General features: G+C 61.5%; 24 protein-coding genes and 1 riboswitch. Of the genes, 18 read left to right on the forward strand and 6 right to left on the reverse strand.

What is annotated here, in order from left to right; all coding sequences use genetic code 11:
* The coding region (locus tag C1949_RS04100) for a chromate transporter (protein ID WP_146040288.1) at window positions 1–511 on the reverse strand (511 nt) is incomplete at its 3' end.
* A gap of 199 nt (window positions 512–710) precedes the next feature.
* On the opposite strand from C1949_RS04100, the gene C1949_RS04105 reads away from it, so the two are divergent.
* A complete protein-coding gene (locus tag C1949_RS04105) occupies window positions 711–1,208 on the forward strand; it encodes a hypothetical protein (RefSeq protein ID WP_104737210.1) in 498 nt (165 codons plus the stop codon).
* A gap of 192 nt (window positions 1,209–1,400) precedes the next feature.
* Window positions 1,401–1,781 carry a hypothetical protein gene (locus C1949_RS04110; RefSeq protein ID WP_104737211.1) on the forward strand — a complete coding sequence of 127 codons (381 nt, stop codon included), beginning with the start codon at window positions 1,401–1,403 and terminating at the stop codon, window positions 1,779–1,781.
* Here the strand turns inward: C1949_RS04110 and C1949_RS04115 are convergent, their stop codons facing one another.
* On the reverse strand, window positions 1,782–2,429 hold the full coding sequence (locus tag C1949_RS04115; RefSeq protein WP_104737212.1) for a DsbA family oxidoreductase: 648 nt from the start codon (window positions 2,427–2,429) through the stop codon (window positions 1,782–1,784). It abuts the gene before it with no gap.
* A gap of 114 nt (window positions 2,430–2,543) precedes the next feature.
* Between C1949_RS04115 and C1949_RS04120 the strand changes: the two genes are divergently transcribed.
* The 6 genes from C1949_RS04120 to C1949_RS04145 all read left to right on the forward strand — a co-directional run bounded on the left by C1949_RS04120 (window position 2,544) and on the right by C1949_RS04145 (window position 6,814).
* On the forward strand, window positions 2,544–2,780 hold the full coding sequence (locus tag C1949_RS04120) for a DUF1272 domain-containing protein (protein ID WP_104737475.1): 237 nt from the start codon (window positions 2,544–2,546) through the stop codon (window positions 2,778–2,780).
* Window positions 2,780–3,373: a LysE family translocator gene (locus C1949_RS04125; RefSeq protein WP_104737213.1), complete on the forward strand. Its 594-nt coding sequence runs from the start codon at window positions 2,780–2,782 to the stop codon at window positions 3,371–3,373. The genes C1949_RS04120 and C1949_RS04125 overlap by 1 nt, the downstream gene beginning before the upstream one ends.
* An 18-nt stretch (window positions 3,374–3,391) precedes the next feature.
* Window positions 3,392–3,748, forward strand: a complete 357-nt coding sequence (locus tag C1949_RS04130; protein WP_104737214.1) for an antibiotic biosynthesis monooxygenase family protein — start codon at window positions 3,392–3,394, stop codon at window positions 3,746–3,748.
* Between the two features lie 75 nt (window positions 3,749–3,823).
* Window positions 3,824–5,509: a carbon starvation CstA family protein gene (locus C1949_RS04135; protein WP_104737215.1), complete on the forward strand. Its 1,686-nt coding sequence runs from the start codon at window positions 3,824–3,826 to the stop codon at window positions 5,507–5,509.
* Window positions 5,499–5,780 (forward strand): cory-CC-star protein, encoded by a 282-nt coding sequence (locus tag C1949_RS04140; protein WP_088273516.1) that lies wholly within the window; start codon window positions 5,499–5,501, stop codon window positions 5,778–5,780. The genes C1949_RS04135 and C1949_RS04140 overlap by 11 nt, the downstream gene beginning before the upstream one ends.
* Window positions 5,781–5,830: 50 nt before the next feature.
* Window positions 5,831–6,814, forward strand: a complete 984-nt coding sequence (locus C1949_RS04145) for an ArsA family ATPase (protein ID WP_229744297.1) — start codon at window positions 5,831–5,833, stop codon at window positions 6,812–6,814.
* On the opposite strand, the gene C1949_RS04150 is transcribed toward C1949_RS04145, so the two are convergent.
* Entirely contained in the window at window positions 6,811–8,052 is a 1,242-nt protein-coding gene (locus C1949_RS04150) for an ABC transporter substrate-binding protein (RefSeq protein WP_373289766.1), read from the reverse strand. The two genes, C1949_RS04145 and C1949_RS04150, sit on opposite strands and share 4 nt — an antisense overlap.
* Window positions 8,053–8,232: 180 nt before the next feature.
* Between C1949_RS04150 and C1949_RS04155 the strand changes: the two genes are divergently transcribed.
* The gene (locus C1949_RS04155) at window positions 8,233–9,543 is read left to right on the forward strand and encodes a beta/alpha barrel domain-containing protein (RefSeq protein WP_104737218.1); all 1,311 of its coding nucleotides are present in this window, start codon (window positions 8,233–8,235) and stop codon (window positions 9,541–9,543) included.
* An 86-nt stretch (window positions 9,544–9,629) separates the two neighbouring features.
* Window positions 9,630–10,571: a GGDEF domain-containing protein gene (locus C1949_RS04160; RefSeq protein WP_104737219.1), complete on the forward strand. Its 942-nt coding sequence runs from the start codon at window positions 9,630–9,632 to the stop codon at window positions 10,569–10,571.
* Between the two features lies 1 nt (window position 10,572).
* On the opposite strand, the gene C1949_RS04165 is transcribed toward C1949_RS04160, so the two are convergent.
* The 3 genes from C1949_RS04165 to hrpB all read right to left on the reverse strand — a co-directional run bounded on the left by C1949_RS04165 (window position 10,573) and on the right by hrpB (window position 15,024).
* Window positions 10,573–11,160, reverse strand: a complete 588-nt coding sequence (locus C1949_RS04165) for a TMEM165/GDT1 family protein (protein WP_104737220.1) — start codon at window positions 11,158–11,160, stop codon at window positions 10,573–10,575.
* Window positions 11,161–11,185: 25 nt separating this feature from the next.
* Window positions 11,186–11,370, reverse strand: a riboswitch (yybP-ykoY riboswitch).
* 26 nt (window positions 11,371–11,396) lie between these two features.
* The gene (locus tag C1949_RS04170) at window positions 11,397–12,416 is read right to left on the reverse strand and encodes a methyltransferase (protein ID WP_104737221.1); all 1,020 of its coding nucleotides are present in this window, start codon (window positions 12,414–12,416) and stop codon (window positions 11,397–11,399) included.
* Window positions 12,417–12,486: 70 nt separating this feature from the next.
* Window positions 12,487–15,024 (reverse strand): ATP-dependent helicase HrpB, encoded by a 2,538-nt coding sequence (gene hrpB / locus C1949_RS04175; RefSeq protein WP_104737222.1) that lies wholly within the window; start codon window positions 15,022–15,024, stop codon window positions 12,487–12,489.
* A 19-nt stretch (window positions 15,025–15,043) separates the two neighbouring features.
* Here hrpB and C1949_RS04180 point away from each other — a divergent pair, with 19 nt between their 5' ends.
* From C1949_RS04180 to C1949_RS04215, 8 genes are all read left to right on the forward strand, one after another.
* Window positions 15,044–15,556 (forward strand): polyribonucleotide nucleotidyltransferase, encoded by a 513-nt coding sequence (locus C1949_RS04180; RefSeq protein ID WP_229744285.1) that lies wholly within the window; start codon window positions 15,044–15,046, stop codon window positions 15,554–15,556.
* Window positions 15,556–16,437, forward strand: coding sequence for a cation diffusion facilitator family transporter (locus C1949_RS04185; protein ID WP_104737223.1), 882 nt, complete (start codon window positions 15,556–15,558; stop codon window positions 16,435–16,437). Before C1949_RS04180 ends, C1949_RS04185 begins: the two co-directional genes overlap by 1 nt.
* Before the next feature lie 589 nt (window positions 16,438–17,026).
* The gene (locus C1949_RS04190) at window positions 17,027–17,515 is read left to right on the forward strand and encodes an Lrp/AsnC family transcriptional regulator (RefSeq protein ID WP_104737224.1); all 489 of its coding nucleotides are present in this window, start codon (window positions 17,027–17,029) and stop codon (window positions 17,513–17,515) included.
* A gap of 102 nt (window positions 17,516–17,617) precedes the next feature.
* On the forward strand, window positions 17,618–17,788 hold the full coding sequence (locus tag C1949_RS04195; protein ID WP_088273917.1) for a DUF2788 domain-containing protein: 171 nt from the start codon (window positions 17,618–17,620) through the stop codon (window positions 17,786–17,788).
* A gap of 94 nt (window positions 17,789–17,882) precedes the next feature.
* On the forward strand, window positions 17,883–18,521 hold the full coding sequence (locus C1949_RS04200) for a TetR/AcrR family transcriptional regulator (protein WP_104737225.1): 639 nt from the start codon (window positions 17,883–17,885) through the stop codon (window positions 18,519–18,521).
* Window positions 18,518–20,170: an acyl-CoA dehydrogenase family protein gene (locus C1949_RS04205; protein ID WP_104737226.1), complete on the forward strand. Its 1,653-nt coding sequence runs from the start codon at window positions 18,518–18,520 to the stop codon at window positions 20,168–20,170. The genes C1949_RS04200 and C1949_RS04205 overlap by 4 nt, the downstream gene beginning before the upstream one ends.
* Before the next feature lie 10 nt (window positions 20,171–20,180).
* Window positions 20,181–20,621, forward strand: a complete 441-nt coding sequence (locus C1949_RS04210) for a PaaI family thioesterase (protein ID WP_104737227.1) — start codon at window positions 20,181–20,183, stop codon at window positions 20,619–20,621.
* Between the two features lie 78 nt (window positions 20,622–20,699).
* A complete protein-coding gene (locus C1949_RS04215; protein ID WP_104737228.1) occupies window positions 20,700–21,320 on the forward strand; it encodes a pseudouridine synthase in 621 nt (206 codons plus the stop codon).
* Window positions 21,321–21,345 lie beyond the last annotated feature (25 nt).

A 21,345-nucleotide genomic window follows, 5' to 3' on the forward strand; every position in this document is an offset into this window, starting at 1 on the left:
CCACCGCGCCCGCCAGCGCCGCCGCCAGTACGATCAGCGGAAAAGGTAGCTGCAGGAAAAATATCGCCGCGAAGGCCGCCAGAGCAATCGCCCAGAGCCAGCGGTTACGCAGCACCCGGCCGCCGATCCGCCAGGCCGCCTGAAAGACCACGATCACCACCACTGGCTTGATCGCGTAGAACACCCCCGCTATCAGCGGAAGATCGCCATAAACCAGATACACCCAGGCCAGCAACATCAGCAGACACAGCGACGGCAGGATAAAAAGCAACCCGGCCACTACCCCACCCCAGCTGCGATGCAGCAACCAGCCTAGATAGGTCGCCAACTGCTGCGCCTCCGGCCCGGGCAGCAGCATGCAGTAATTCAGGGCGTGCAAAAAACGGCGTTCGGATAACCAACGACGCCGGGACACCAGCTCCTCATGCATCAACGCAATCTGCCCGGCCGGCCCGCCAAAGCTGATAAACCCCAACTTCAGCCAGAAGCGAAATGCTTCGCGCCTGCTCATTTGAGTTGCACCTTGCTGTACCGACCGTCTTGCTGTCATTTTTCACTCTCTGTTCATGCTTGTGGCACAGAGTGACGCAGCAAAATTGCAACTTAGCGTCAGCCACACAAAACCTTGGCAAGACTCACCACAACCCGCATGATAAGGCCTCGGATAAATTGGGCTCACATCAACATGCCCAGCCTACAGGGATTTGTAGATGTCTCCACTTCAGCTGTTTCGCCACGAAGCTGCAGCGCGTAACGCCTTGCTTATTTGCTGTGCTGCAGGGCTGATCTTACCTTTCGCTGACCAGTCACCACGCAGTGATGCACTGATCAACCTCCCCTACCCGGACGTATTTATGGCTGTCTACAACAGCCTGCAGACAGCTCTGATCATCTATCTGATACACATCCTGCGCCACAACAAGCTGCCGGGTATCAACGAAACACCGACTGTCGAACCTGTGGGCATCTGGGGTTACATCTGGCGAGCCATGACTGGCTGGATTGTGGCCACAGGCATCGTCGTAACAGTTGCGATCAGCATTTCGCTGATCCTGACTGGCGGACAGAAGCAGCCACTCAGTACCCCAGGACTTCTTTTGCTTTACACCGGCGGATTATTTAGCTGCATTCCCGCCTGCTGGCTGCTGTTTTCCTACAACCGGCGTAACCAGCTGCAATGGGCTATATCCGTAGTACGTGATCACTGACGCGCCCGGAAGCCCGATCAAAACAACAAAAAACGAGGAAACCCCATGGCTAGCTGCGCATCATGCAACAAAATGATTTTGTTCGGAGGCGTTGAGGAACAAGGACTGCGTTTCTGCAACGCTCGCTGCCTGAGGGAGGGTCAGGTAGCCCTGGCAGCCAGACAAATGTCCTCGTATGACAGGACTAGACTGGTGCAGTCGGTCTATCGCGGGCCATGCCCGCGTTGCAAGGAAACAGGTTCAATCGACCTGCATCAATCGCACTTTGTGCAGTCGTTCATTCTGATTACCCGCTGGGGCACCAACGAACTGATCTGCTGCCGCCGCTGCGCACTGAAGCGGCAGGGGGGCGACGTGCTGCAATCGTTTCTGCTGGGCTGGTGGGGCATCCCGTTCGGCATTTTGATGACACCGATTCAGTTGCTGCGCAACGGCTACGCAATGCTGTTTCCGCCGAACACCACCGAGCCCTCAGAAGCATTCCAGCGCGTCGTCGTGGAACGCTTCCTGCGGCAGGCGATAGAAAACCAAGCCCAGCCCACCGCAACGGGCGGCCGCCGCTGGAACGAATAACTAGGCTGCTTGCGCGGCGATATCCCGCAGCGCCTGCACCAGATACTCGGGCTCTTGCGCCCCGGAAATCAGGTACTGGCCGCTGATCACGAAGGCCGGTACCGACGAGATGCCCGCCTGCTGCCAATGAGCTTCGTCGGCGCGGACAATATCAGTAAACTGGTCACTGCTCAGCACTTTCTCGGCCTCTGCCGCATCAAGCCCAGCGGCACGCACGGCATCGAGCAATACGTCCCTGTTGCTGACGTCCTTTGCCTCTCCGAAGTAGGCGTCGAACAAGGCCTGTTTCATCGCCGTCTGGCGATCATGTTCAGCCGCCCACTTCACCAGCCGGTGACCATCGAAGGTATTGGCGGTGTAGCGTTCCTGCATATGGGTGAAATTCAGCCCGAGACCGGTGGCGATACGAATCATGTCATCCTGCGCCGCCCGCACCTCGACCTCGTTACGACCGTACTTGCGGCACAGCGCCTCGACAATCGGCATCGGCCGCTGGGCCGGATCGGGATTGAGCTCAAAGGCGTGCCACTCCACCTTTGCTTCCACCTCGCCTTCCAGCGCCGCCAAAGCCTGCTCCAGGCGAGCATAGCCGATGGCGCACCAAGGGCAGGCAATGTCGGAGACAATATCAATGGTCAGGTTCTGCATGGTGTTACTCACGTTTGGCTGGGTTTAAAGAATGAGACTACACCATATACAGCGGGTTTCATCGGGCATCAGCCACTGCTATAACTGCAAATAACCATCTTGCCGGTGATTACCATGCTGCAACTGCGCCCCAACTGTGAATGCTGCGACCGCGACCTGCCCGCCGAGGCAACCGATGCCCTGATCTGCAGCTTCGAATGCACGTTCTGCCGCGACTGCGCAGAACAGCGCTTCGCCGGAAGCTGTCCGAACTGCGGCGGCAACCTGGTCGTCCGCCCGATTCGCCCTACCGCTCTGCTGGAACGTTACCCGGCCAGCACCGAACGCGTACTCAAGACGCGCGCCCACTGATGGATATCGGGACGCTGCTGCCGCTGTTTCTTGCGCTGATCGCACTTGCTGCCCTGCCCAGCACCAGCGTCGCACTGGTGGTAGTGCGCAGCGCAGAGAGCGGCATTGGCCAAGGCCTTGCCGCTGCGGTCGGCATTACCCTTGCCGACCTCCTGCTGGCAGCGCTGGCCCTGGCCGGCTGGCAGGCCGTCATGGAGAGTCTCGGCATAATGTTCAACATTTTGCGCTGGCTGGCGGCCGCCTACCTGATCTGGTTTGGCTGGTCGCTGTGGTCTGGCTGTAAGGGAAAGACGGTGCTGCCCGCCAGCCAGGGTAGCTGGTTCAGCAGCCTGCTTGCCGGACTGCTGCTGACGCTGGGGGACATCAAAGCGCTGGTGTTCTATGCCAGTTTCTTCCCGCTGTTCATTACTGCACCACTATCGCCGCTGGTGTGCCTGCAACTCTTGATCACCACTGCGGTAGCCCTGCTGCTGGTCAAAAGCCTCTACGCCTTGTTCGGCAGCCGCCTGACAAAACACCATCACAGCCGCCCCCTAAGGCGACTCGGCGGCGGTCTGATCATAGGCTGCGGCCTCTGGCTTGCCAGTCGCTGATTGATTATCGAGAACCCCATGCCCCAGATTGCCAACACGCCACGGCCGCCCTACTACACGGTGATATTTACCTCCGTGCGAACCGAACAGGATGACGACTACGCGCAGACCGCGGCGCGCATGCTGGAACTCGCGGCTGAGCAGGAAGGGTTCCTTGGCGTTGAGTCAGCCCGCGACGGGCTCGGCATCACCCTGTCCTACTGGCGCGATCTGGACGCCATTCACCGCTGGAAGCAGCAAAGCGAGCACCTTGATGCCCAGCGCCGGGGTCGCAGCGACTGGTACGCCCAGTACCGGGTGCGTATTGCCCGGGTTGAGCGGGACTACAGTTTCGACGCCCAACCGGTGGCCGCCCAGCCCCATCAGCCAGGCTGAGCTATAGTGACCTGTGGGCCGCCGCAGACGCTTCGGCAGGCTATCCAACAAGAGCCACAACACAGGAGCCACAGCATGAGCGCAGCGATCCTGCTACTGATCGGGCTGGGGTTGATGACCCTGGGGTACTTCATTTATTCCCGCTTCATTGCCAACCGGATCTATCGCCTCGATCCGGATTTTCGTACGCCAGCACACGAGTTCGAAGATGGCATCGACTTCGTACCGACCAACCGCTTCGTGCTGTGGGGTCACCATTTCACCTCCGTCGCCGGCGCTGCACCCATCGTCGGGCCCGCCATTGCAGTAATCTGGGGCTGGCTGCCCGCCTTCATGTGGGTGGTCATGGGCACCATCTTCTTCGCCGGCGTACACGATATGGGGGCGGTCTGGGCCAGCGTACGCAACAAGGCCAAATCAGTCGGTTCGCTGACCGGCGATGTGGTGGGCAAACGCGCCCGCAGCATTTTCATGATCGTGATCTTCCTGGTGCTGCTGATGGTCAACGCGGTATTTGCGGTGGTGATTGCCAAGCTGATGATGAATTTCCCGACCGCCGTTCTGCCGGTCTGGGGCGCCATTGCCGTCGCATTGATCATCGGCCAGTTGATCTATCGCCGCATGATCAGCCTGCCAGTGGTCTCGGTAATTGGCGTCGTTGCGCTCTATGCGCTGATCTGGGCAGGCCCGAGCGTCCCGATTCAGATGCCGGCCGAGGTTGCCGGACTGTCAGGCAATGCCATCTGGATTCTGCTGCTATTCCTCTACGCGGGCATCGCCTCAGTGTTGCCGGTGTGGATGCTGCTGCAGCCGCGTGACTACATCAATGGCTTGCAGCTGTTCGTCGGCCTGCTGATTCTGTACGGCGCAATCATGCTGCTGAACCCGGCGCTGGTCGCGCCGATGATCAACGATGATGTGCCTGCCGGCACGCCCTCGATCGTCCCGCTACTGTTTGTCACCATCGCCTGCGGCGCCATTTCAGGCTTCCACGGGCTGGTGTCTTCCGGTACCACGTCCAAGCAGCTCGACAAGGAAACCGACGCCCGCTTCGTCGGCTACTTTGGAGCCATCGGTGAAGGCTGCCTGTCACTGGCGGCGATTCTGGTTGCCTGCGCCGGTTTTGCCAGCCTGACGGACTGGAAAGCCATGTATAGCGCCTTTGGCCAGGGTGGCGTGACCGCCTTCGTGCAGGGCGGCGCCTATGTCATCCACAACGGGCTGGGCCTGCCGCAGGTGACTGCCGCCACCCTGCTCACGGTGATGGCGGCCCTGTTCGCCGGCACTACCATGGATACCGGGCTGCGTCTGCAGCGCTATATTTTCCAGGAGTGGGGCGAGATCTATCATCAGGAGTGGATGAAGAAACCGCTGCCCGCCACCCTGCTGGCGATCGGCAGTTGCCTGCTGCTGGCCTTTGGTGCCGGCGGAGCGGACGGTGCCGGCGGCATGATTATCTGGCCGCTGTTCGGCACCACCAACCAGTTGCTCGCCGGCCTGACCCTGCTGGTGATCACCGTCATGCTGGTGCACTACCGTCGGCCCATGTGGTACACCCTGCTACCGCTGTGTTTCCTGCTGCTGATGACAGTGACCGCACTGGTGATTCAGCTCAAGACCTTCTACGACCAGCAGAACTACTTCCTGCTCGTGCTGGATATCGTGGTGCTGATTGCCGCCATTCTGGTCGCGCTGGAGTGCGCTGCGGCGCTGAAACGGCACTTGGCACTGGCGGCAGCGGAGCAAGCCGATGGCCGCTGACCGTGGCGAGAAATGGCGCGCCTGGCTGAGTCAGGCGCGCTTCTTCCTGGAAGAGGCCTATAGCTCGCGCTACCGCGGTGCTATCGCCCGCAGCCGACGTGACCATGATGATCTATTCATGCTGCTGGTGTTCAGCGAGATGATGGGCGTGCCCAACCCAGCGTCCTACTACACTCTGGAGCTGCAGCCACTGCTGCTTGAACGCTTCCACGACTGGCACCGACGCATGGGCATGGAGCATTCACCGCTGGACCATTTCCGCTGCTGCTGATCGGGAGAGCCGACATTTCCACTACCAACCTTGATCTGCTGCAACGCCGCCTGCTCTGGGTCGGCGGCAAGGGCGGCGTAGGCAAAACCACGGTCGCTGCAGCGCTGGCCGTGCTGGCGGCAAGCCGGGGGCTACGCTGCCTGATCGTCTCGACTGACTCGGCGCACAGCCTGGGAGATGTGTTTGATCGTCCGCTGGATGATCGCCCGAAACGCCTGCTGCCCAATCTGGACGCCATGGAAATCGACCCCGACGCCGAGGTCGACGCCCATCTGCAACGGGTAACCGAGCAGATGCGCAAACTGGCCGCGCCGGAGATGCTGAGCGAGCTGAAGCGACAGATGCAATTGACCCGCCATTCGCCCGGGACTCAGGAGGCGGCGCTGCTTGAGCGCATCGCCAGACTGGTCACGGCGCCGCCAGACAACTACGACCTGATTATCTTCGACACCGCCCCGACCGGGCATACCCTGCGCCTGCTCACCCTCCCCGAAGCCATGGCCGCCTGGACCGACGGACTGCTCAGCCACAACCGTAAGTCTGCGGAGCTGGGCAAGGTGCTGCAGCACCTGACGCCTCGCAGCGGGCGTGATCTGAATAGCCCGTTTGACGACCCCAACGAAGACCCTCTGGACGGCCTGGACCAGCGCACCCGCAGCGTTGCTGAAACCTTGCGCAACCGTAGACGACTGTTCCATAAGGCTCGCCGCCAGTTAGAGGACCCGACGGTCAGCGGTTTTCTGTTTGTGCTGACAGCCGAGCGACTGCCGATTCTGGAAACGGTACGGGCAGTAGAGAGTCTGCAGCAGGCGCAGATTCCGGTCGCTGCAGCGCTGGTCAACCGGGTCATCCCCGACAGTGCCGACGGCCACTTCCTGCAGCAACGACGACGGCAGGAAGCCAGCTACCTGCAACGTATTGACCACGACTTGGGCCACCTGCCGCGCCCGCTATTACCCTGGCTGGAAACCGACGTGCAGGGCATCGAGGTCCTTCAGCAACTGGCCCAGCTGTTGGCAGAACAGGGGTTTTAGCGCAGGCGCAATGGTTGCCCTGCCGCCCTGCGCTCTTCCTGCCACTGCTCCAATGTTTGCGCGGCGTCTTCACCCGACAGCTGACCGATGATCTGAAAGTAATCCTGATGCAGCGGGTCAGCCATGACCTCAGCACGTGGTTTGATGCGCACCGCATAGACCGTCTGCAGATTCTGATGATCGAAGGCGCGCCAGGTCTGGGTATCCTTCAACAACTGATAGCTGTGCCCTTCCAGCGCGCCAATCAATGCTTCGCTATCAAGCGAACCGCTGCGCGTAACCGCATCAGCCCACTGATAGACGATGCTGTAGGCCGACGCAGCCGAGCTGGAAGGATAGGTCTGATAGCGCTCGACGAAGGTACTGACAAACTGCTCGCCACGCTCAAAGCCGAAGTCACGAGGCACATTCCAGGTCCAGGGTACGGCCCCCACCACACCCGCCATCACCGCTGGCCCGGCCTGCTCAACCATGCTGAGAGTCAGGTTAGGCACCACCACCTGTACGTTGTCAAAACCCAGCTGATGAACAATCCTCATTGCCTTGACCATCTGATCACCGAACAGCACCAGCACCAGCACCTCGGGATTGGCATCGCGGGCCTCTTGCAGTGCCTCGCGCAGCTCACGCAACGAAGCGCTGGGGAACGGAATCAGCGTCGAACCATGCACACCGGCATCGTCGGTACCGGTAAAATGGCGCATCGATGCCTCGGTGCTGTGACCCCAAGTGTAATCCGCAGTCACGTAGTAATAGTGCTTATCCGCAAACTGGGCCTGCAGCTGCGCCGCCAGTACGCGCGCCGCCATCCAGGCATTGTAACTCTCGCGGAACAGGTAGCGCTGACCGTCACGCCCGGTGGTGTCATTGGAGTAAGTCAAGGTGCCAAAGTACAGCAGTCCCCGCTCACGGGCCCGCTTGCCAGCAGCAATCGCGACCGCACTGGAGGCACCGCCAAACAGCATGCGGGCACCGGCATCGGCCAGCTCATCAACATTACGCACCGCCCGCTCCGGATTGGAGGCCGAGTCGCGCTCGAGCAGTTCAAGCGGACGGCCTAGCACCCCGCCAGCCTGATTGATCTCGTCCAGCGCCAGCATCGCGCCGCGCATTTGCATCAGGCCCTCCTGGGCGTACTGACCGGTGCGCGGCAGGTTTACGCCCAGCACAATCGGCTCGGCGGCACTGGCGAAACAAACCCAGCCCATGGCGAGACAGGTCAACAAGCAACGGAACAGGCGAGTGATACCTAGAGTCATGGCAAACATCCTTGATGCTCAGCAGAATAGCCACATGATTTCACAGGCATATGACAGCTGGCAGTGTCCTTTGGTCGCATCCAAGTCGGATAACGACTGGCAGCCCTCATAGCGCGGTGCTATACAGAATATTTTATTGACCGCCACGGAAGGTTACCCATGCCCACAGCAACAAACCAACTCGCCGACGCCCACGCCATACTGGCCGGTGTAAACGACAAGATAGACCAACTACGCAACATTGATCCGTTTTTCATCGACCTGTCGCTGCGCGAGAATCCGGTCGGAGCACGGGTTGGTCAAACCCTGCAGGACAAACTGGCAATCCTGCCGAAGGTACGCGAATTCGGCTTCAGCAACATCCTGCTCGGCACCCTCGACTACTCCATGCCCGACGAGCTGGAGGTCGATGATGACTTCATGATGTACCTGCGCGATCACCAGATCGACATGACCGGCTGCTACGCTTTTACCGATATAGGCCTGGTCGACACAGCGGGCCAGTTCACACCCTCGCCATCGATGCTCAAGCTGCGCGACTACGGCGTACCCAACACCCTGCACGAGATCTACCTGAGCCAGGACGGCATGAGCGGCCAGTACGACTTCGCCACCCTGCGCCGCAGCATCCCCGCCAGCATCGCCTGGCTGCAGCAGAACATCCGAGGCGATAACGGTGACGCGCCGAAGATTCTGATCAACATCGTCGACGGCTGTGACGCCTTCGCCCAGAACCCGAACGAAACCATCGAAATTCTCCAGCTACTTGCCCAGCAACCCATTTTCGGCCTGAGCATGGAAGACGACCGTGGCACCTACCTGCCCTTCCAGGTTGGCGCCTACGTAGCTGTCGCCCGCCGCTATTTGCCACGCCCGCTAAAGCTGCTGGTACACATGCACGCCGGCGGCGGCTTCGAGAACGCGTCCGTCATCGAGGCGCTGCTCAACGGCGCAGATGGCGCCTGGGGTGGCCTGCCCAAGCGCGCAGCCATTATCGGCCACGCCTCGCTCGGAGAGCTGATTGCCAACCTGGTACGGGTCGGCAATCAGCACATGGCCTCGACGTACAAACTCGATCAGCTGCTACCACTGGCGACCCGGTTGCAGGTGCTGGACGAAGAGGAGGCGGTGCCGGACGATCTGCCGATTCTCGGCAATAACGCCTACCGCCTGCCACTGAGCTTCTTTCGGCAGCGCCCGGACCGCTTCATGGACCTGGTCCCCGAAGCCATCGGAGGCACCTACCGCTACCGTATCTGTCCGGTGGTCAGCGATACCGCTGTCATCGCCGGACGCCTGGCAGAGGTGACCGGCCAAGCCGCCAGTAACTTCGCAGAACCGGTACTGGAACAGATGATCCGCCTGATGCGCCGAGAGCTGCGCGCCGGGGAACGCATCGTGTATGACCAGCCCGCCAAGCTTCTGGCCCTGTACCAGAGGGCCCTGAATACCGCAGGCCAGGCTCAGTGACGATCATGTACAGCCATCGCGACTACTTGGCATAAAGCGTGCTTTGAATTAGGCATCGACAACCAAACCGTCAACAGGATAAACGCATGAGTGACATCGCCACCGAAATTGCCCACGACAGCGCGGTCTACAAGACCCTGCTTGAATCAACCAAGGCCATTCCGTGGAAGATCGACTGGAAGACCATGACGTTTGCCTATATCGGCCCGCAAATCGAGCATCTGCTGGGTTGGACCCAGGACAGCTGGATCAGCGCCGATGACTGGGCCACCCGCATGCACCCGGAGGACCGCGAGTGGGTGGTCAATTTCTGTATCTCCCAGTCTCAGGCCGGTACCGATCATGAAGCCGATTACCGCGCCCTCACTGCCGATGGCGAGTACGTCTGGATTCGTGATGTGGTGCATGTCGTACGCGACGACGACGGCGAAGTGGAAGCGTTGATCGGCTTCATGTTCGACATCAGCGAGCGCAAGAAGACCGAAGAAAAGCTGAAGACGCTGCAGCGGGAACTGGAAGAGCTGTCATTCAAGGATGGCCTGACCGGCGCTGCCAACCGACGTATGTTTGACTCGATCATGGAACTGGAGTGGACCAACGCCCGACGCAACAGTCAGCCGCTTTCGGTCATTCTGCTCGATATCGACTACTTCAAGCAGTACAACGACCACTACGGTCATATCTGCGGCGACGACTGCCTCAAGCGAGTCGCCCAGGCGCTGGGAGGCGCGGCGGCACGTTCACGCGATTTCTTTGCCCGCTACGGCGGTGAAGAATTTGTGCTGGTCCTGCCAGAAACCGATGCCAAGGCAGCCGAGCGGGTGGCAGAACGCTGCCGGTCACTGATCTTCAAGGAGCAGATCCCCCACGCCAATTCGGAGACCGGGCAGATTCTCACTGTCAGCATGGGCATCGGCACCATACTGCCTGGCCAGCAGGACGACCCACGTGCCTTCCTCGACGCAGTGGATCGTAGCCTGTATCAGGCCAAGCAGCAGGGCCGCAATCGCATCGTTAACGGCGGCTGACTCAGCCCGCCGTTGCCAGCATAGGCTGAACCAGCAACCAGGCCGAGTACAGCCCCAGCACCAAGAAGGCAAATGCGGTAATGCGGCGTATCAGCGTCAGCGGCAGGCGTTCGGCCGCGACATTACCCAAAATCACTACCGGTACGTTGGCCAGCAGCATGCCAACGGTCGTCCCCAGCACAACCCAGACGTAGGCATCAAATTGCGCAGCCAGCACCACCGTTGCGATCTGGGTCTTGTCCCCCATCTCAGCTAAAAAGAAGGCAATCACGGTCGCGATAAAGGCGCCGTAACGTCCGACCGGCGGCGCTTCGTCTTCATCCAGTTTGTCGGGAATCAACGTCCAGGCAGCGACCGCCAAAAACGACACAGCAAGAATCGCGTGCTGCCAGGTGTCATTCAGGTAGTCGGCAACCAGCTGACCGATAGCACCCGCCATCGCATGATTGACCACAGTGGCCACCAGAATGCCCCAGATGATCGGCCACGGCCGACGAAAGCGTGCCGCCAGCAGCAAGGCCAGCAATTGGGTCTTGTCGCCGATCTCAGCCAGCGTGACGATCCCGCTCGATACGAAAAAAGCTTCCACGGAGTTTCCAACAGAGGGCGGGGTTACGATTCCATTGACACACGACTACCCCCGCCCTCGGCTGGTGGTCGCGTGTCAAAGGTCTCGTCAAACCCGGTACCGCGCAGGGCGGTGGAGGGTCGCAAACGCCATGATCGGCGGATCAATTATGTTGACGTTTGCCAATGCAAGCAGGCGCTTGCGGAGAGACTACTCCCCTAAGACGGACGCAAATATAACGACAACGGCAGGCCGAATCAACCCGGTGCGACCGCCGAGTACACCTTGAAGCGGTTATTCTCGCGCAACACGTGGCAAGGTCCGATGTGCTGTTCAATCAGCGGTGGATAGCGCAAAAAACCGTTGGCAACGATGCGCAACTCTCCTCCCGGCAGCAGGTTCCGGGTCACCTGCTCGAAGAAGCGTTCAGCGATGCTGGTGTCCTGACGGATGCCGGTGTGGAATGGCGGATTGCTGATCACGGCGGCAAACCGACCGTGCACGTCACTCAGCCCGTCGGAGGCATGCACCTCGGCCTCGACACCGTTGAGCGCCAGCGATTGCCGAGCGCAATGGATGGCCAGTGCATCGACATCTACCAATTCGAACCGCGCCTCCGGATTACGCCGTGCCAAGATCAGCGACAACACGCCGGAGCCACAGCCGAAGTCCAGCACCCGACCCGCCGGCAGCGGTCGACGCTCGGCCAGCAACAGCTCGCTGCCCTCGTCCAGTCGGCCATGACTGAACACGCCCGGTAGGCTAACCAGTTGCAGCGGCTGATCGTCAAAGCTCAGCTCGTACTGCTGCAGCCAATCCCCCAGACTGAACGGCGCAACCGGCTGATCGACGATCACCCGCCAGAGCTGGCAGTGCCGCGCCGAGTCCAGTTTCTCAGGGCGCACGCCATAGCGGCCCAGCAGCTTCTCCGCCCGGGTAATGCCGCCCTTCTTTTCGCCAACCAGATAGACCGGCTTGCCCTGCGCCAGCAACGGCACCATCTGCGCCAGCGCATACTCGGCGCGCTCGATCGCCTTGGGCATGACCAGAATCGCCGCATCGAGATGTTCGACCGGCGGGCACAGATGGGAGAACACCAACCGCTCTTCCGGCAGCGAGCCGGCCAGTCCGCGGCTGCTGGCGTAATCCCAGCTCCACAGGGTCCAGTCGGCCGACAGGTTGCGGGTCAAACCATCAGCGACCGGATTGACCAGCAACAGGCGCTGACCGCTGAACAGCTCGGCGCTGCGCTCAAGTATCTGACTGGTGTTGTCCATCGGGCTCTCCGCTGATCACTACAAAGGGCCGCATTGTAAGGGAAGGCGCCGTCAGTCACTAGGCGGACCGTTAGCTGCCCCGCGGCTTGGCTCGCCGGGTCGGTTCAGCTTGCAGCGGATCATCGGGCCAGTAGTGTTTGGGATAGCGCCCCTTCATGTCCTTCTTCACCTCGGCGTAGCTGCCCTGCCAGAAGCCAGCCAGATCCTGGGTCACCTGCACCGGGCGCTGGGCGGGTGACAGCAGATGCAGTTTCAGCGCCTGCCGACCGCCGGCGATACGCGGGGTATCGGTACTGCCGAACATCTCCTGCAGGCGCACCGCAAGCACCGGCGGCGTCTCGCTGTAGTCGATGCGCATCCGTGAGCCGGTCGGCACCGTCCAGTGGGTCGGCGCCTGCTCGTCCAGTTCCTTTGGCAATGGCCAGGGCAGCAGCCCGGCAAGAATATTACCCAGCTCCAGGTTGGCGAAATGCGCGAGCCGGTTGACCTTGTCCAGATAAGGCGCCAGCCAGTCTTCCAAGCTGGCGAGCAGGGCCTCGTCCGATAGGTCGGGCCAACGGCTGTCAGTACCTTGCGCAAGATCCAGCTCGCGCAACAGCATGACGCGCGCCTGCCATTGGCGCTGCTCCGGCTTCCACGGCAGCAGGTTGATACCCTGGCGCCGCACCACGTCGCAAAGCGCCCGCTGGCGTTGTTCCGGTGCCACCTGCGGCAGCGCCTTGCGCTGCCAGATCAGCTCGCCGATGCGCTGCTGCCGTTCGGCCAGCAGGGTTTCACTGCGGCTATCCCACTCCAGCGTATCGCGCTCACTCAGCAGCGCCGGTTCAACCGCCAGCAGGCGCTCCACATTCAGCTCGGCAGCCATAAAAATGCGCGCCTGACGCTGACCGCCCTGCCCACCCAAAGCCGCCACCGCCAACCACGCCGATTGCTGCAGTCGGTCGACGTCGTTAAACCCGGCTGAACGGCCATTGGCCAGGCGATAGTCGGAGCCGGCCGCGCCACGTCGCTGAGCGATGCGATCCGGGTAGGCCAGCGCCAGCAGAACGCCGTGCCAGTCATCATGCTGCGGATCACTGACCGGATCGCTGGCCGGCAGACGATTCAGCAGCCGCTTCCATTGGTCAACCAGCCGCTTGGCGCGTTGCAGCGCCGCGCGATCAACATCGGCGCCCCGCGGATCATCGAACAGTGCCAGCCGCGCACTGAGATCGGCGTTGTCGGCGCGGCGCAGCAGATCGCGCTCATCAACCACCGCAGCAATACGCGCTGCCAGCTCAGCCAGGCCAAGCCGCCGCCCTTCAACCAGCATATGCGCTAGCCGTGGATGCATCGGCAAGCCAGCCAGCACACGGCCGTGATCAGTCAACTGCCAGTTGGCACCGTCGCGCTGCAAGGCACCGAGCCGTTCCAGCAGCTCACGCCCCTGCTCCAGTGCAGCAGCCGGGGGCGGATCCAGCCAGACCAGTTCATCAGGCTGCTGTACGCCCCACTGCGCCAACTGCAGCGCCAGTGGGGCGAGATCCGCCTGCAGCATCTCGGCATCACGCTGCGCCGCCAGCTGCTCGTGCTGCTGGGCAGACCACAGCCGGTAACAGACACCGGGTTCCAGACGGCCGGCACGGCCGGCGCGCTGCTCGGCGGCGGCGCGCGATACCCGCCGGGTCTGCAGTGCGCTCATGCCAGAAAGCGGATCAAAAGCAGCCTCACGCGACAGGCCGGCATCCACCACCACGCGAATGCCCTCGATGGTCAAACTGGTTTCGGCAATGGCAGTCGCCAGCACCACCTTGCGCGCGCCGGCCGGCGCCGGAGCGATGGCGCGGCGCTGGGCCGCCAGATCCAGATCGCCAAATAACGGTGTGAGCAGCACCTTCGGCTGGTCACCCAGCGCCTCCTCCAACCGTGCCAGCACCCGGCGGATCTCGGCCATACCCGGCAGAAACACCAGCACGCTGCCGGTTTCCTCGTCCAGCGCGCGCAGCACGGTCTGTACCACCTCGGCATCATTCGAGCGGCCAAGGGTTGCCGGTGCGCCATAACGAACATCCACCGGATACTGACGCCCCTGACTGGTGATGATCGGCGCGTCGTCCAACAGTCGGCTGACGCCTTCGGCATCCAGCGTCGCCGACATGACCAGCAGCCGCAGCGGCGGATCATCCCGCAGGTATTGCTGGGTCTGCACACAGAGCGCCAACCCCAGATCGGCATCCAGGCTGCGCTCGTGGAATTCGTCGAAGATCACTACGCCAACGCCCGGTAGCTCCGGGTCATCCTGCAACATTCGCTGCAGAATCCCTTCGGTGACCACCTCTATGCGTGTCGCCGCGCTGACCTTGCTTTCCAGCCGGATGCGATAGCCAACGGTCTGCCCAACCGGCTCGCCCAACAACTCGGCCAGCCGCTCAGCCGCGGCCCTGGCCGCCAGCCGACGCGGCTCCAGCATGATGATTTTCTGCCCGGCCAGCCAGCCACACTCAAGCAGGGCGAGCGGCACCAGCGTCGTTTTACCGGCACCGGGCGGCGCCTGCAGGACGACCGAATGCTGGCCGGCAAGGGTCTGTTTGAGTTCGGGCAGAATCCGGGAGACGGGCAGATCGTTCATGGCGCCTGAGCTGATTGAAATGAGCCAGCATTATAGCGAGCGCGGGCTTTCCGTCACTCAGGGCGACCGCTATGCTAATGCGGCTGGTTCAACCCTCTATCGTGAGTCCTGCTCCGTGAATAGCCGTCTCAAATCGCTGTCTGCCGCCATCCTCTGCGGCGCCCTAATCACACAACTCAGTGCCTGCGGCACCATCTTCTACCCCGAGCGCCGCGGCCAGATCAGTGGCCAGATCGACCCGGGCGTGGCCATTCTCAACGGCATCGGCCTGCTGATTTTCATCATCCCCGGACTGATTGCCTTTGGTATCGACTTCGCCACCGGTGCGATCTATCTGCCTGACGGCAAGTACAGTGTTGCCCCCGCGACGCTGAACAAGGCCATCGATACCAATGGTCAAGTCGATACCGCTGCACTGCAGCAGATCCTCAAACAGGAACTGGGACAGGACCTGCCCCTGGAACAGGCGCGCCAGATCAAGGCCGACTCAGCAGCCCAACTGGCCATGCTGCAATACACAGGCCGCGGCTGATGAGCCAACCACACGCTGTTGGCGAAGAGCGGACCCGCCTGCTGCGACTGGCGACCCGCGCATCGGTGGCCGTTGCACTGGTGTTGATTGCCCTGAAAGCCACCGTCTGGCTGTCAACCGGCTCAGTCAGCCTGCTGGCCGGTCTGATCGACTCGCTAATGGATGCCGCCGCCTCGATCATCAACCTGTTCGCCGTTGGCTATGCACTCAAACCCGCCGACAAGGAGCACCGTTTCGGCCACGGCAAGGCTGAAGCTCTGGCCGGGCTGGCGCAATCGGCATTCATTACCGGCTCGGCCGTGCTGGTGTTGCTGCAGGGCATTAACCGCCTGCTCCACCCCGAGCCGCTGGAAACCGCCTGGGCCGGCATCGCCGTCATGGTGTTCTCGATTGTCGCAACCCTCGGCCTGCTGGTCATTCAAAAGCATGTAATCACCCGCACCAACTCCACTGCAGTCGGCGCCGATTCACTGCACTATCGCTCGGACCTGTTGCTCAACCTGAGCATCATCGCCGCGCTGCTGCTGGCCCAGCTCGGTATTCAGCGGGCCGATGCGCTGTTCGGTCTGGGTATTGCGCTCTTCATTGGCTACGGTGCGGTACGTATCGGACTGGATGCGATTCAGATTCTGATGGACCACGAGCTGCCGGACGAGGTGCGCGCCGAGGCGCTGCGCATTGCCCGCGCGGTGCCGGACGTCATCGACGTTCACGACCTGCGCACCCGCGAATCGGGCCAACATTGGTTCATGCAACTGCACCTGGAGCTGCCTGCCACCCTGACCCTGGCCGACGCCCACGCACGAGGCGAACAGGTCCGTCTGGCGATCATGGAGCGCTTCCCGCAGGCCGACGTGCTGGTTCACAAGGACCCGGCGTGAGCGCATAAAAGGTTCATCACGGATTAACGGGGGGAGCCTCCGAGGTTTGTAGCTTCCTCGCGCTCACATGATAAAACTTCGTGGTAAAGAGCAAGAGCGAAAGGGGACTGCTTGCCCAGCCCCCCTTTGCGATCCTCCCAGGCACCCGGCTACGCGGCCCTTCGGGTTCACTGCGCTACTCGCCCGCGTAAACGGGAGGAACCCTGAGTGCACACACCACCATCAGCGCATTCGGCAAAATCCCCCATGGCACATAACCCCGAACTCCGTGAAGAACCTTGAAAAACGCATAAAAAAGGCGAGCTGCCTGCAGGGCAGCTCGCCTTTTACGTCCTCCTTCATTCTCTTGGAATGATGCCTTTACTCCCGTGCCTCGTGGGCTGGGTAACCGACTGGCCTCACATCTTCTGGATGCTGCGGCCCCGTTTCGCCTTGTGGACGAAGCGGTCTGGACGATCGGCTTCGGCTGAATCTGTTGAAAATATTATCCTCATCCGCGCGAAATTAATTACCTGTTTTTGCACAAAATCTTGCGCCATAAGCAATAAAAAACTAAAAATACTAAAAATACCGCAATTGAGTAAAATTCATGAACAATCTCAACCTCGATCGCTACGATCTGAAGATTCTCGCCGCCCTGCAACACGACGCCCGCATCAGCAATCAGGAGCTGGCCGAGCGCATCGGTCTGTCCCCTTCGCCCTGCTCGCGCCGAGTCAAACAACTGGAGGAAAGTGGCCTGATTCGACGCCAGGTCGCATTGCTTGACCCAGCCAAGCTGGGCCTCAAACTGACGGCTTTCGTGATGATCGGCATGGACCGCCATACCCCCGAGCGCTTTGCCGGCTTCGAGAAGATAATCGGCCAATGTCCCGAGGTGCTCGACTGTTGCCTGGTCACCGGGATGGATGCCGACTACCACCTGCGGGTGGTGGTACCTGACATGGAGCACTACCAGCAGCTGCTGCTGGGCACGCTGACCCGCATTGAAGGCGTATCCAGCGTCCGCTCCAGCTTCGTACTCAATCAGATCATCGCCAGTACCGAGCTGCCGCTGAAACATCTTGGCCTCAACTGAGTAGAACCGTACGCGCAGGACGACTGACTACCCGGTATACTGCCGCTCCCCCTTTTTCTAACGGAGCCGCTCGTGAACTACGAACAGTTCGAAGCCATTGCCATGCCCCTGATGATCTTTGGCCTTGTCGCCTTCATGGGTTTTATCGTCTGGGATCTGGCCAAGGAATCCAAAGCTGGCCGCTACGGCACCGCGGTGCTGTTTTTTGCGTTGGGCCTGGGCGTGTTCGCCTTCATCGTCAAGGAAGTCATGATCATGGTGCTGGAGCACTGACCGATTCGGCCGCCTTTCTGACCATTATCCCCGCTGACCCAACATCTGAATCCTGATTCACTAGGCAACAAAGAAGTGAACAAGGGTTCAGAGTATGGCCTACCGCACCACCGCCAGCCGTATCGAGCGCGATCAGGCGTTGCGCGAACATATCCTCGACTGCGCCGTACAACAGGTCGCAGAAGGCGGCTTCAGCTCGCTGACCATGAGCGCCCTGGCGCGCAGCGCCGGGGTAGCTACTGGCAGCCTGTATCGGCACTTCTCGGGCAAGGGTGAACTGGCTGCCGACGTTTTCATCAAGGCAACCCGGCTGGAACTCGACACCCTCAAACAGCAGTTTCAAGCCAAGGGCCGCGCGGCTGATCGCCTGCGCAACGGCCTGACCCAATTTGCTGCACGCGCATGGCATAGCCGCCAGCTGGCCTACGCACTGATCGCCGAACCGGCAGAGGAAGAGGTCGAAACCCAGCGCCTGTACTACCGCCAGGCCTACGCCTCGCTCTACGGCGAGTTGATCGCCGAGGGCATCGCCGACGGCAGCTTCCAGGTCGAAAACATCCCACTGACATCCGCCTGCGTGGTTGGCGCCGTAGCCGAATCGCTGGTCGGCCCACTCTCGCCGCAGGCCCGTGCAGATCGTGAGAGCGGCCTGCCCAGTGAATCACTGGAAGCGGTCACCCTCGCCATTGTTCGTTTCTGTCTGCGCGCCATCAACGCCAAGGAGGTCCCATGAATCAGCTGCACCAATACGCCGAAACCCACGAGGTCACCAATCAGGTGCCACCGCTGGACAGCCTGAACCTGTACCGCAGCGACCTGCCTTTGCAGGAGTGGGTGCGCCGCTACCACGGTGGCTGGGCTGACGAGCAGCTCAGTGCTTACGGTCAGTTGGCTGGCGGCACGCTGATGGAAGCCGGCTTTCTCGCCAACGAAAACAAGCCGGTTTTCAAAAGCCACGACCGCTATGGACACCGCGTCGACATGGTTGACTTCCACCCGGCCTATCACGAGCTGATGAGCGCCGGCATTCAGGCCGGAATCACCAGTGCGCCGTGGAATGATCCACGTCCCGGCGCGCAGGTCGCCCGCGCCGCCACCATGTACCTGCACAACCAGGCTGAAGCTGGCACCAGTTGCCCAATGACCATGACCTTTGCCTGCGTGCCGGCGCTGCGCCTGCAGCCGGATATCGCTGAAACCTGGCTGCCGAAAATCCTCTCCGGCCAGTACGACCCGCGCAACCTGCCCATCGCGCAGAAGACCGGTGCCACCATAGGCATGGCAATGACCGAAAAACAGGGCGGTACCGACGTGCGCGCCAACACCACCCGCGCCTATCCGGTCGGTATCGGCGGTCCGGGGCAGGCGTATGAACTGGTCGGCCACAAGTGGTTCTGTTCGGCACCGATGTGCGATGCCTTCCTCACCTTGGCCTACACCGACAAGGGCCTCAGCTGCTTCCTGCTGCCGCGTCACCGCCCGGACGGCAGCCGCAATGAGTTCTACGTCCAACGCCTGAAGAACAAACTCGGCAACTGGGCCAACGCCTCCAGTGAAGTCGAATACCGTGGCGCATTGGCCTGGATGATTGGCCCGGAAGGTCGCGGCGTTCCGACCATCATCGAGATGGTCTCGCTGACCCGCTTTGACTGCATGATCGGCTCCAGCTCGCTGATGCGCCAGGCGCTGACCCAGGCGACGCATCACTGCGCCCACCGCAGCGTTGGCACCCGGGTGCTGAGCGAACAGCCGCTGATGCAGAACGTGCTGGCCGATCTGGCGCTGGAAAGCGAAGCCGCGCTGGCCTTGACTATGCGCATGGGCAAGGCTCTGGACAACGCCCACGATGCGCAGGAGGACAAGTTCGCCCGGCTGGTCACCGCTATCGGCAAATACTGGATCTGCAAGCGCGCGCCAGGAATGATCAATGAGGCGCAGGAATGCCTTGGCGGCGCTGGTTACGTCGAGGAAACCATCCTGCCGCGACTGTACCGTGAAGCGCCGGTCAACTCGATCTGGGAAGGCTCAGGCAATGTGCAGTGCCTGGACGTACTGCGTGCACTCTCCAAGGAGCCCGGGGTACTCGATGCCCTGTTTGCCGAGCTGGGTGACGGCCACGATTCCACCGCACTCAAGCAGCGTATCGAGCGCATCAAGCAGCAGTTTGCCGACACCGACGACATTCAATACCGCGCCCGCCAACTGACCGAAGATGTCGCCATTGCGCTGCAGGCCAAACTGTTGCTCGAGGCCGGCAATAGCACCGTATCAGACGCCTTTATCGCCAGCCGTCTGGGCGAGCACGGCCAGGCCTACGGCACGCTGCCACGCGGCATAGATGTTGAGGCTCTGGTCGCCCGCTCAACACCAGCCAATCTGTGAGGGCGCGCGCATGAACAAAACACAGCAACAGATCGAAGAGCTGGTTCGCAACGGCTTTGACCGCGCCCCCTTTCTCGGCGACCTTGGCGTACAACTGGTCGCCTGCGGGCCGGGTTGGGTAGAAACCCAACTCACTATCTTGCATCGCCACGGCCAGCAGAACGGCTTCGTGCACGCAGGCGTTCAAGGCACCATCGCCGACCATAGCGCCGGGGCGGCCGCTGCAACCCTGGTGCCGGAAGGCTTTGCCCCGCTGACGGTCGAGTTCAAGCTCAACCTGCTGCGCCCAGCCCTGTGCGACACCCTTCTGTGCCGCGCCGAAGTACTCAAGCCGGGCAAGCAGATCAGCGTGGTGGAGGCTGAAGTATTTGCGCTGCAGGACGGCAAGAAACGGCTATTCAGCAAAGCCACCGTGACCATCGCCGTGGTCTCGGCCGCAGGACTGGCCTAGGGTCTGTCGCTGGCAGTCGCAGCCAGACAGAGGGACAATAGTTGCCGCCAACCGCCGCCGATCTAATCAGGGAATCGTATGAAGCAACGCCCCCGCTCAGCTCAAACACGCCCGCCGCAGCGCTTTCGTCGCAAACCTGCGCCGCCGCCCGCGGAGCCGCGCCTGGTCGCACTGAACAAGCCCTTCGATGTACTAACCCAATTCACCGACGGGGATGGACGGGCGACATTGCGCGACTATGTCGACATCCCCGGGGTCTACCCGGCCGGGCGACTGGACCGCGACAGCGAGGGCCTGCTGCTGCTGACCAACGACGGTCGCCTGCAGGCGCGCATCACCGATCCAAAACACAAGTTGGCCAAGACCTACTGGGTGCAGGTCGAAGGCGAACCGAGCGAGCAACAGCTGGCGCAGCTGCGCGCAGGACCGGAGCTGAACGACGGGCCCACGCGTCCGGCCGAGGTCGAACAGATCGATGAGCCGACGCTTTGGCCGCGCAACCCGCCGGTGCGGTTTCGCAAGAGCATTCCAACCAGTTGGCTGGCCATCACCATCCGCGAAGGCCGCAACCGGCAGGTCCGCCGTATGACAGCCGCAGTCGGCCTGCCAACCCTGCGGCTGGTACGCATACGCATCGGCGACTGGGCCCTGGACGACCTGCAACCGGGAGAGTGGCGCGAACTGCCAAGCTCCAGCTGAGACCAACACCGTAAGATCCCATCAC

The organism is Halopseudomonas oceani, from assembly GCF_002903165.1.
Taxonomy (GTDB): domain Bacteria; phylum Pseudomonadota; class Gammaproteobacteria; order Pseudomonadales; family Pseudomonadaceae; genus Halopseudomonas; species Halopseudomonas oceani.

Excerpts from the sequence above, each read along its gene's own strand:
- C1949_RS04210 (WP_104737227.1), top strand. The coding sequence starts at position 20,181 with ATGAACAAAACACAGCAACAGATCGAAGAGCTGGTTCGCAACGGCTTT.
- C1949_RS04160 (WP_104737219.1), top strand. The coding sequence starts at position 9,630 with ATGAGTGACATCGCCACCGAAATTGCCCACGACAGCGCGGTCTACAAG.
- C1949_RS04140 (WP_088273516.1), top strand. The coding sequence starts at position 5,499 with ATGGCCGCTGACCGTGGCGAGAAATGGCGCGCCTGGCTGAGTCAGGCG.
- C1949_RS04170 (WP_104737221.1), bottom strand. The coding sequence starts at position 12,416 with ATGGACAACACCAGTCAGATACTTGAGCGCAGCGCCGAGCTGTTCAGC.
- C1949_RS04185 (WP_104737223.1), top strand. The coding sequence starts at position 15,556 with ATGAGCCAACCACACGCTGTTGGCGAAGAGCGGACCCGCCTGCTGCGA.
- C1949_RS04130 (WP_104737214.1), top strand. The coding sequence starts at position 3,392 with ATGCCCCAGATTGCCAACACGCCACGGCCGCCCTACTACACGGTGATA.
- hrpB (WP_104737222.1), bottom strand. The coding sequence starts at position 15,024 with ATGAACGATCTGCCCGTCTCCCGGATTCTGCCCGAACTCAAACAGACC.
- C1949_RS04105 (WP_104737210.1), top strand. The coding sequence starts at position 711 with ATGTCTCCACTTCAGCTGTTTCGCCACGAAGCTGCAGCGCGTAACGCC.
- C1949_RS04135 (WP_104737215.1), top strand. The coding sequence starts at position 3,824 with ATGAGCGCAGCGATCCTGCTACTGATCGGGCTGGGGTTGATGACCCTG.
- C1949_RS04200 (WP_104737225.1), top strand. The coding sequence starts at position 17,883 with ATGGCCTACCGCACCACCGCCAGCCGTATCGAGCGCGATCAGGCGTTG.
- C1949_RS04180 (WP_229744285.1), top strand. The coding sequence starts at position 15,044 with ATGAGCCAGCATTATAGCGAGCGCGGGCTTTCCGTCACTCAGGGCGAC.
- C1949_RS04155 (WP_104737218.1), top strand. The coding sequence starts at position 8,233 with ATGCCCACAGCAACAAACCAACTCGCCGACGCCCACGCCATACTGGCC.
- C1949_RS04115 (WP_104737212.1), bottom strand. The coding sequence starts at position 2,429 with ATGCAGAACCTGACCATTGATATTGTCTCCGACATTGCCTGCCCTTGG.
- C1949_RS04215 (WP_104737228.1), top strand. The coding sequence starts at position 20,700 with ATGAAGCAACGCCCCCGCTCAGCTCAAACACGCCCGCCGCAGCGCTTT.
- C1949_RS04195 (WP_088273917.1), top strand. The coding sequence starts at position 17,618 with ATGCCCCTGATGATCTTTGGCCTTGTCGCCTTCATGGGTTTTATCGTC.
- C1949_RS04125 (WP_104737213.1), top strand. The coding sequence starts at position 2,780 with ATGGATATCGGGACGCTGCTGCCGCTGTTTCTTGCGCTGATCGCACTT.
- C1949_RS04205 (WP_104737226.1), top strand. The coding sequence starts at position 18,518 with ATGAATCAGCTGCACCAATACGCCGAAACCCACGAGGTCACCAATCAG.
- C1949_RS04120 (WP_104737475.1), top strand. The coding sequence starts at position 2,544 with ATGCTGCAACTGCGCCCCAACTGTGAATGCTGCGACCGCGACCTGCCC.
- C1949_RS04190 (WP_104737224.1), top strand. The coding sequence starts at position 17,027 with ATGAACAATCTCAACCTCGATCGCTACGATCTGAAGATTCTCGCCGCC.